General features: G+C 40.0%; 10 protein-coding genes. 1 reads left to right on the plus strand and 9 read right to left on the minus strand.

Going from position 1 to position 9,684, the window contains the following annotated elements; genetic code table 11:
- The coding region (locus tag HMPREF3057_RS09730; protein ID WP_257371411.1) for an LPXTG cell wall anchor domain-containing protein at nucleotides 1-930 on the plus strand (930 nt) is incomplete at its 5' end.
- A gap of 359 nt (nucleotides 931-1,289) precedes the next feature.
- Here HMPREF3057_RS09730 and HMPREF3057_RS09735 read toward each other — a convergent pair.
- The 9 genes from HMPREF3057_RS09735 to HMPREF3057_RS09775 all read right to left on the minus strand — a co-directional run bounded on the left by HMPREF3057_RS09735 (nucleotide 1,290) and on the right by HMPREF3057_RS09775 (nucleotide 9,383).
- Nucleotides 1,290-1,583: a DUF5960 family protein gene (locus HMPREF3057_RS09735; RefSeq protein ID WP_049490283.1), complete on the minus strand. Its 294-nt coding sequence runs from the start codon at nucleotides 1,581-1,583 to the stop codon at nucleotides 1,290-1,292.
- Entirely contained in the window at nucleotides 1,576-1,938 is a 363-nt protein-coding gene (locus tag HMPREF3057_RS09740) for a hypothetical protein (protein WP_049490282.1), read from the minus strand. The genes HMPREF3057_RS09735 and HMPREF3057_RS09740 overlap by 8 nt, the downstream gene beginning before the upstream one ends.
- A complete protein-coding gene (locus HMPREF3057_RS09745; protein ID WP_070697446.1) occupies nucleotides 1,935-3,350 on the minus strand; it encodes a Y-family DNA polymerase in 1,416 nt (471 codons plus the stop codon). The genes HMPREF3057_RS09740 and HMPREF3057_RS09745 overlap by 4 nt, the downstream gene beginning before the upstream one ends.
- A 3-nt stretch (nucleotides 3,351-3,353) precedes the next feature.
- On the minus strand, nucleotides 3,354-4,040 hold the full coding sequence (locus tag HMPREF3057_RS09750; protein WP_070697448.1) for a LexA family transcriptional regulator: 687 nt from the start codon (nucleotides 4,038-4,040) through the stop codon (nucleotides 3,354-3,356).
- Between the two features lie 204 nt (nucleotides 4,041-4,244).
- Nucleotides 4,245-5,210 (minus strand): hypothetical protein, encoded by a 966-nt coding sequence (locus HMPREF3057_RS09755; protein ID WP_070697450.1) that lies wholly within the window; start codon nucleotides 5,208-5,210, stop codon nucleotides 4,245-4,247.
- Nucleotides 5,211-5,423: 213 nt separating this feature from the next.
- On the minus strand, nucleotides 5,424-5,825 hold the full coding sequence (locus HMPREF3057_RS09760; RefSeq protein WP_049519862.1) for a hypothetical protein: 402 nt from the start codon (nucleotides 5,823-5,825) through the stop codon (nucleotides 5,424-5,426).
- Nucleotides 5,826-5,835: 10 nt separating this feature from the next.
- Complete coding sequence (locus HMPREF3057_RS09765; protein WP_049519863.1) at nucleotides 5,836-6,906, minus strand: hypothetical protein; 1,071 nt, start codon at nucleotides 6,904-6,906, stop codon at nucleotides 5,836-5,838.
- Between the two features lie 12 nt (nucleotides 6,907-6,918).
- Nucleotides 6,919-9,009, minus strand: a complete 2,091-nt coding sequence (locus HMPREF3057_RS09770; protein ID WP_070697452.1) for a hypothetical protein — start codon at nucleotides 9,007-9,009, stop codon at nucleotides 6,919-6,921.
- Nucleotides 9,010-9,020: 11 nt separating this feature from the next.
- Nucleotides 9,021-9,383 (minus strand): hypothetical protein, encoded by a 363-nt coding sequence (locus HMPREF3057_RS09775; RefSeq protein WP_000179342.1) that lies wholly within the window; start codon nucleotides 9,381-9,383, stop codon nucleotides 9,021-9,023.
- Nucleotides 9,384-9,684: the final 301 nt, after the last annotated feature.

A 9,684-nucleotide genomic window follows, 5' to 3' on the forward strand; every position in this document is an offset into this window, starting at 1 on the left:
AAAACTCAGGAAGCAGTCAATCAAGCGCTAAAAACTGCTCTCGAACAAATCAACAAACTCGAAGCAGCTCAGCCTGAGAAACCTGCTGAACCTGAAAAACCAGTTCAACCGGAAAAACCAGTTCAACCTGAAAAACCTACTCAACCGGAAAAACCGGCGCAACCTGAACAACCGGCGCAACCGGAAACTCCAGCGCAACCTGAAAATCCAGTTCAACCGGAAAAACCTGCTGAGCCTGAAAAACCAGTTCAGCCTGAGAAACCTGCTCAACCGGAAACTCCAGCGCAACCGGAAAAACCTGCTCAACCTGAGAAACCGGCGCAACCGGAAAAGCCAGCTCAGCCTGAAAAGCCAGCTCAGCCTGAAAAGCCGACTCAACCTGAGAAACCGGCGCAACCTGAGAAACCAATTACTTCTTCAAGTCCTGAGGAAGGGGTTAAAGACCTTGTCTTTACACTTCCAAGCTTAGAAATCGTCAATAAGGTCGTACCGTTCAAGACGATTCGTCGCGAAAACCCACAATTAGACAAAGGAAAAGAGCAAGTTCTATCAGAAGGGAAAGACGGTCTCTTAGTCGAGTATGTTGAAGTGGACGGTGACAATCGCAAGGTTCTCCAAACAGAAGCAACTCCAGCTCAAGATCGAGTGATTGAGGTAGGTAGCAAACAAAGCTCAGTTGGAACAGAAGCGCCACCAGTTGTGACTCTTCCTGAGTATGTTCTACCAAGAGAGACTGAAAAACCTGCGCCAGCCGTAACAGATAATTCATCATCAAAAGATGAAAAAGCTCCTGTTACAGCTACAATCAAAGAAGACAAGGAAAGACTACTCCCTGCAACTGGAGAACAAGAAGCAACTGCCTTCCTCTTCTTGGCAGCCATTACTTCTATCTTGTCTCTCCTCATTTTCCAAAAGAATTTCAAAGACTAGTAACCCTCTTTGATTGATTCTTTTCCATTATTTCAGTTCCCCCGTTGAGAAGACCATTTGGTCTTCTCTTTTTCTATCTGTAAAATTAAAAAACATCCACAAATGTACATGGATGTTTTGGTATGACTCTATAAAGTAAAATGATCATTGAAGATAGCTGTTCTCAAATCCAACCACGTTTTCAAATAAACGCTCATCTAAAAAAGAGTGGCCCTTGTCTTATCTCATCAGAACTACCATCATAAGTTTCTGCAAAAACTCCACAGATAAAAGATGGTGTTTCGAATTCCTATACCATGAGATTTTCTGACGTTCACAAGCCATCTTTCCTAAATCAAACTTTCCTCTTCCACACCTAGTCACTGACTACTATTTTTGAGTCCAGCGTATGCATAGGTTCGATTTCTGGGACACTCTTTTTCCGTCACCACCCTAAAATAAAAGCGATGCTCCCGCCCATCCTTGGCGTTTTCCTTGTTTAAGACAAAGTAGTTCTTCTGATTCATCGCCATGGTGCGTAGGATATCATCGATCAAAAAAGTCAAAGGCACATTCATAGCAGAGTATTTTTGAAAATCCTCTTCAAAACGAATATAGGCATCAGAAAAATAATCCATCTGCAGTTTGTTTTCATACAACTCTTTTCTAGTCATAAACTCCCTCCTCCCACAGTCGAATTTCGAGGACATCTACTACCTCTACCAGCCTATAGCCCTCATTGGTCCTAATAGATAGAGTTTGAGGTGATAATTCACTCACCTCGCCGATGATCGTGGTTTTCTGCTTCTTTTCCTTGACCACAAAGTATCCCTTTAGTTGCCCGACATACAGCTGCGAAAGCAAGAGTAACTTCTCAACGGAATTCAAATCTGTCGAAAAAGCAACCCGATTTCTTTCTTCACCGAGTGAACTAGTATGCTCTGAGAGGAAAAAGCCCATCCACTTCTGCATCCCTGGATCTTGATAGTCACGCGCAGATTGAAAGGGTAAATAAGAACGATCAATCATTTTAATCCATCTAATCCTCCAGCAGAATGCCCCCCAATCAGCTTGCTTCTGGCAAGACTCCTAGAGGCTTCTTCCAGTGCATTGGCCTTTAAGAGGGAGGTAAAACCAAATTGTTCCCGAATGGAGTCAATGGCCGTCTGGAGCCTTTCTTCTTTTTCTAACTTGTCAACATCATCAAAGAGGGAGATTAAGCCAAAGGACTCGTCCACAAATCCTGAATAGTTGACTCCGACACTTCTGACCGCTCCAGAAGTGTATTTATTATGAAATAGCTTCAAAACGTGGTCTGTTAAAACAGCAGTATTATTAGTCGGTTCGACCTTCATTTGTGTGTGAATAGACGACCTGACCTCCTGTTTAGAGAAACCAACATAGATAGAGACAAGGGTTGTTTTCTTGCCAGCCCTTCTCAGTCTAATAGCCACCTGCTCCGCCATTTCTCGGAGAATAATTTCAATATCCCGTAGCTTTACGTAGTCTCTCGGCAAGATTTGAGAATTTCCTAACCCTTTGGACTTGGCTTTATAGGGCCTGTGAACATTGCTCTCATCAATCCCGTTAGCATGAAACCACAAACGCAGGCCAGCCTGACCCAGAGCTTTCTGTAGCTGGTCTGGATTACTGGTGGCCAATTCTCTGATGGAAAAAATCCCCAGAGCATGCAAGCGTTTCTCCATCCGCCTGCCAATCCCCCAAAAGTCCGTCATCTTGGGAATAGCCCAGACCTTCTCTTCCACATCCTGGTAAGACCAGTTGGCCCTCATGGTCGGAGTGTGCTTGGCCTCATTATCCAGAGCCAACTTGGCCAGTAAGGGATTGGCATTGGACATACCCACCGTAGAGTAGATCCCTGTCTGCCTCCAAATATCCCTCTGGATACGAGCAGAAAGCAGATCTAGCTTGTCTTTGCGAGAGATACTCTTGTCTGGGATGAAATAGTTGAGCGAACTAGTCAGATCGATAAAGCCCTCATCGATAGAGTAGGGATAAATATCATCTGGACTACCATAGTTTTGAAAGATTCGCTGGATTTCCATATTGACCGCTATGTATTCATCCATCCTAGGTGGCACAACCAAAGTCACTTGAGCCCAATCTTCGATGTAGCGAACATAGTCTAAGTCAGTAGGCAAGCCTTGCTTTCGAGCATTATAGTAGGAAAATTTGCGGGTCTTGATATCAAAGGGCAGATCATAGGCCCGGCCAACATTTGACTTGCCAAAAATTTTCTTAAACATGGGAGAGGAAGCTAGGATAAGGCCGGTAGAATTATCCGCTCGACTCATGACACAAAGCGAGGTCTTCAGCGGATGCAAGCCCCTTTTCACACACTCAACACTGGCATAAAAGGATTTCATGTCGACAAAGGCAATATCACTTTTGGGCTCTCTGGAATAATCAAAGTAGCCCATAGGCTAACCCTCCATCGGCACAAAGTTCCCAACGATAATCCCCACAATCCGAGGATCTTCCTCATAGGAGATGAAAATGTCCTTGTATTTAGGATTGATAGAAACCAGACGCAAACCATCTTCCTCCCGATAGACCCGTTTAATATAGGTCTGGTTGTTGCAAACTACTGCATAAACTGCCCCATCATAGTCAAATCCTGTCCCCCGAATCAGAGCCACCGAACCATTTTGATATTTAGGTTCCATAGAGTCCCCCGACACCCAGGACGCAAAATCATGGGCCAACTCCTCGTTAAAGTAAACCGTATCAAAATTCTGGTCATCGTAGACCGAAGCCCCTATCCCTGCTGACATGCGTTCATAGACACGGTACTCATAGAGGCGCTCTGGCATGGTCGCCACCTTCTGAGTTTGTTCTTCTTGAGCCAGGTTGCGAGCATAGAGCACAACCTTGTCCTTCCCTTGCTTGGAGAGGCTATTGTAGAGACGGACAATCTCAATCTGAGTGAAATATCCTTTTGCTACCTTTAAAATATTCTCTAGCTGAGCAACCTTCTCCTTGGATGGTTCCTTAATTCCACGTTCCCAAGCCGAGTAAGCCTGAAAACTAATCCCTAATTCCTCTGCAATTTCCTTCTGTGTCAATTTTAACTCTTTTCTCCGAGCCTTGAGTTTTTCTGGTTGATACATGATTCACCCCCTAGTGTGATGCTTTATTGAGAATATCTCTCTTAGAAAGACAAATCGATGGTTGAGCTTACACCTCTAAAACTCAACCAATTCGGTTTAGTTTTATTATATAAAAAAAGTGGACGATTGTCCACTGGGAAAATCAAATTTTAACAGACACAACTGGAAATTATGAACAAAAAACTGACCTAGCCCTAACAACTCCTACTCTAATTTTTGCAACAGCTTTACAACTTGCTGATTATCAATCCTCACATAGTAAATACCACTATCATTGACAAGTTTATCCTCTTTATACTTAGCAATTTTTACAGCATAAAGACCGCGTGGTAGGGGTTGGTTGGCAAAAAATTCCTTCATGAGCGCTTCAAGCTCTTTAAGATAGTCATCATACAAGAGGTCTCTTTTTTCTTTTGGAACGAAATACTGAAATTCAAATGTTGGTATAAAAATCTCTTTTTGGAAAAGATATTGAGCATCCATTGGATACATTCCTTGCAGAGCTTGGCCCTTGCTTTGATTTTCCTCTAATATTTCATTATAAAGATAGATATTATCAGATTGGTTATTAAATTCAAAACCAATACCTTGATACTTCAAATCAGGAAGTTTAGGATCTTTGATTGAACTGTCCAGTGTTTTTAAAAATTCGCTGGTGCCTGGACTAACCTCAATCCCTAAATAGGCTAATTCTGGGAAAACATTATAAATTTTTTTATCATTTTTGTAATCAACCTCTGCATCTGTCTTTCCATATGTTTCACTTTTCGAAAAGCGAGTATAGTATTTAAATCGAGTTTTGACCTGATAGGTTTTTCCAGCTATATTTTCACTGTAGCTACCATGGATTATAAATCCTCCCACACTTGTATAGTTTTTCTCGTATTTTTCTAACTCAAACTGTCCTGTAAGACCGTAATTTTGATAAGAACGATGCACAGCTTGCTCAATCTCAGTTCGACTTGCATGGGCAAATAGCCCCCACATATCCATTAGAGAAAAAATCGGACTGAACACTGTGAAGATTACCATTGGAATCACTATGGATAAGCAACCTATTAATAGCCAATTTCTTTTCTTGGCCTTTCCTTCAGATTTTTTAGCAGTTTTCTGTTTCCTTTTTAAGATTAGAATGAGAAAAACCAAAATCCCTAATACTAATAAAACCAATCTACAATCTCCTTTTATCGTGGATAGCTGTTAACAGGTGTATAGGAGGCTGACAGAAATACTCTTCTCACCTACTAACTTATCCTGAAATCCATAAACTCGTCTGAAACGAGGAGCAACCCTTGTCTCATTATACCACATGAGCGATACCGTGAGAAGATGAGAAAAACAAAAGAAAACTCACCTGAAGCATGTTCAGGTGAGTTCAGATACTTATGGAAAATCGTTATATTGACTCTCTGCGATTTCAACCATTTTTCTACGATTGTGGCGTTCCTTGGAATCTTTCCCTCCTTGGATATAACGCTCTTTGCGTTCTGCACGTGTTTCAGGTGCTTTCGTATACATATTATCACCGATAGACTGAGCCATACTCGCATCTACACTTCGAAAAGCCTCACCAACTGCCCCAAGATAATCATCTAATGAACTAATCGTGTCTACCATTTCCTTAGATAATTTTTTAAGTTCATCAGTCGCATTTTGAATTTGTTCTGTCGCAGAGGAGTCTATCAGGTCAGAGGCATTATTCTGCAATTCTGCACTCATATCTTTAAAAGCTCCATTCACTCGGCTTAGGTTATCCGAATCAATTTTTTTTTGATTGTTACTCATTTAGAACCTCTTATTCTCCTTTGTCAACCAATATTCGGCGTTGCTTGTTTAGTTCGCGGTCTTTGGCAACATCGTAATACAAGTCAAACTCTTCTTTGGTATTGACTGAATGCTCTTGATCATCCTTACTGAGTTCGGCTGGAATCGTAAGCCCTTCGTAAAGATTCGTATTTTCTGGGACAAAAAGCTGATACAAATCAAGAAACTGTGGAACATCTCCATAAACCTTCTCATAATCATACTTAGAATCAATCAAAAGGAAAAACTGTGAATCTTGCTCACTTAATACTTGATAAACTTTAGGTGCAGCTGTCTCCAAAACACTTCCCTTCAATACATCTTGACGAAAAGACAATTTATTTTGATTCAACAAATCATACGCTGTAGATGTTCTCAAATCGGTTGTCATCTTTCCCATCTTGTCCTTTAAAGGACCCAGATCTACCGAAGGGCTTTCAGGATACTTTTGTATTTTTGTATCTTCCCAATCAATTTGCTTGGTTTCTAAATTCAGCCATAATTGTTTTTTCTGTGATAGCTCCCATCCTCGTTTGTATACTTGTATGGAAATGTAGTCTTTGCCATCTTTTTCGATAATACCTCCAGTATCTTCCGGTATATAATCAGGGTTATAGTCCTCTACAAGTTTATAAAGATCGAGCTGACTCCCTTCCAATTTTCGATCACCGATTCGATAAATGGACATGGCATAATAAACTTCGGGATCCTCTTTAGGTAATTTTTGTGTTCCTCTATAGGTAGAATTATGGAAGTACTTGCGTACGATATAGCGTTGATTGGAGGCACCATGAACACCCAAAAAGTTTTCGCTCAAGTCCGGATTGTATTTGGCAAACAATCGATCCTCTTCTGGATTCAGCGACTTCCAATGCACGGCAACTCCCCTGCCATCTTCTAAAAACTCATAAGAATCAATTTCCCATTTTCCTGTATAGTAACCCATATTTTCATATTTTTGGCGTTCTTGCTTGGCCTGCTCTGATTGTTGATAACTATGATAGCCCCATAGAAGCAGAACACCCAACAGGACAGATCCGACTATTAGTAGTACTTTCTTCATTTCTCTCCCTCCTTATTTGCCATATTGCTTTTCGAAATACGTTATAAAATCTGATAACGAACTATCTCCCGTGACTTTGTTAACAATATAAGGAATTGTTTGAATCTGTTCTGGAGTCATATTTTCAATCGTAAGGCCTTCACCATTTGTATGCTCTCCCAAAAGGAAATTTTTCATAGCTAGATCTTTATCAAAGTATTCGTTAATTATTTTATAAGCATTATCTCTCAAACCAATTGACTCAAAGTAACCCATGACACCTTTCTGGTTTAATTCTTGTACCCGTTGGTAAGCTCCATAGTCTGCATAAATACTAGATGACTGGGCAATCGTCTCTATTGAAGGACCTGCCACTTCATGGTTTAACTGCCAGCCCCCTTGACCAACCAAAACATTATAAATATTTGTGTTTTCATTCGTTGTTTTGGCTTTAAACTCAGCCACCTTACTTTGTAGTTTAAAGAAGCCTGCTAAAACCTCATTGGCAGACTTGCCACCATAATTACCTATTTTTTTAATAAAGGCATTCGCTCTTCCAGAAGTCATCTCATCCAGCATCTCATGCGTGTTTTTAATTGAGTCTGTTGCATGTAACTGTGATAAAGAATCTGCAACACTAAAAGTCGCCGCAGCTGCCGGACCTCCAATATAGGTTAAAATCGTTTTTATCCCTTCTTTTACGATAGTTTCTTGGAACTCAGCATCCGCTTTCTCATGTTCTTTTTTGATTTTATAAAGTTCAGCCTCATATTTACCAGCCAAAGCTCCGTCAATTCCTTTTTCATGGTGTGATGTATAAGTTTCAAGAGTAGTTTTGGCTGGGACACTAAGCTCATCATAGTCTGGAACCGTCTTAGAACCATAGTGATATATGGACTTTTTACTTTCTTTAACATGTAATTCCCATTCAGGGTTTACCGCATCATTTAATTTAATAAAGATTTCTTTTCGAGTATATCGAAGTTTTGCATTTGGATCAAAAGGATCATCGTTCCTAAATTGTACACCTGGATTCCCTTCTACTTTTGTTCCAATTTTCAAGATTCGAACCGCAGTCAATAAACCTGACAAATCATTCATCTGCTTTAATTTTGTATGATGCTTTTCCATTGTTGCAGCGTCATGCTCGGGATCTTGCTCGTAAGCATACATTTCAGCTATCTGTATTTGTTTGGATATATGTTGCTGTTTATCTAACCTTTCTGAAAAGACACTAACCTTGGATTGATCCGTTTTCCCCATCGCATTTAACAAACGATTTATCTTCTGAGTCCCAATCTCACTTCTATCCATCCAAATAGTCAATTCTTCTGCCAGATTCATGTAGCCCCCATCAGAAATTTTCTCTGGGTCATTCTCCATTATCTTGTCTACATCTTCTAATTTTCCAGAAAGAATCGCTTGCAAGACTTGGGCATCTTCCTTTGTAGTGATTCTAGAAAGATAAACCATATTTGACTCTGTTAGAGTATTATTTTTTATAGCATCAATAATCGTCTGAACTGGTAATGTCGTTACAGTTCTTGCGTTCTGTGTAATCTTTGTCAAGGATTCAAAGGTAGTTGATACTCCTGAAACGCCTGAAGATAGGCTATCATGCGCAGATATAATGCCGCTATGCGTTTCCTTACGTGCTTTGATTTCATCTGCAATATAAGCGTCTGCTTTGGCATCAAAATCTCCCAAATTAGAGTCTCCATCACCCATTGCTTCGATTGCTTCATCAAACAAAGCTACCATTTCATCCTTAACGATACTGATTAGATTACGCTGAGGGGTTCTAAGGGACTCTGTAAGTGTATTAATCGCATCTTCATCAGTATGGGCATGACTGGAAAATCCTAAACCTTTAATCTCCCCAGTAAATGTAAAGACATGCTGCCCATAAGTTCGTATCGCCTCTGGTGTCTGTGAAAAAACAGACTTCTGAATCTCATTCAAACGTTTAAAGAAGGCATTAATGGCAGCCGCTTTTTCCCCTTCTAGATTAGTATTGAACTCACGCATTGTATCGCTTGAGACTTCTTCAAATTTTCCAGCAAATCGGTGAATACTCGTCCCGTAATCTTCTAAACCTGAAATATTTTTTACTTTTACTGTCATCTATCCCTCCTCTATGATGCTAGAGCTGCATTTAATGCATTTCTAGCATTCCTTTCAATATTCTGAGCAGTTAACAAATCCGACTCCAAATTCTGAATCTTCGTACTTAATAACGCGAGTATTTCTCTTTTCTTCGTTAAAATGATTTGCCTCAAAGAATTCAAATCTTCTTTTTCCTGATTTTTTTCGTCATCGTATTTCTCACCCAAGATATTTTCAGAAAGTGTAACAACATAATCAATCTCTGTTGATTTCTTTTTCAATTTATTTTTAATATATTTTAAATTTGAAACTTCGCCACTCAATCGTGATACTTCTGCGGTCGCTTCATATAAAGCTTGAGATAACCCTACTATTTTTTCATAACTAGCCATAGCTATCCTCCTTTTCTATATCATTAATACTTTCATTTTACTTGCCAACCCATCGGAAACATAGTAATGTTCTTGTTCTATTATACCACATGAGGAATAATGTGAGAAGATGAGAAAAGCAAAAGAAAACCACTTGAAATGGATTCAAGTGGCGAATAGTTAGGGGAGCTCATTATAAACAGAGGCATCGTAGATCTTCTGCTGGATTCGTTTCTTTTCTGTATACTCTTGTGGAGAAACTGTATACATCTCATTAGTTTCAATGGAGCCCGCTAAATCGGTATCCATATTTTTAAAAGCT

Source organism: Streptococcus sp. HMSC072D05, assembly GCF_001815805.1.
Classification (GTDB): Bacteria; Bacillota; Bacilli; order Lactobacillales; family Streptococcaceae; genus Streptococcus.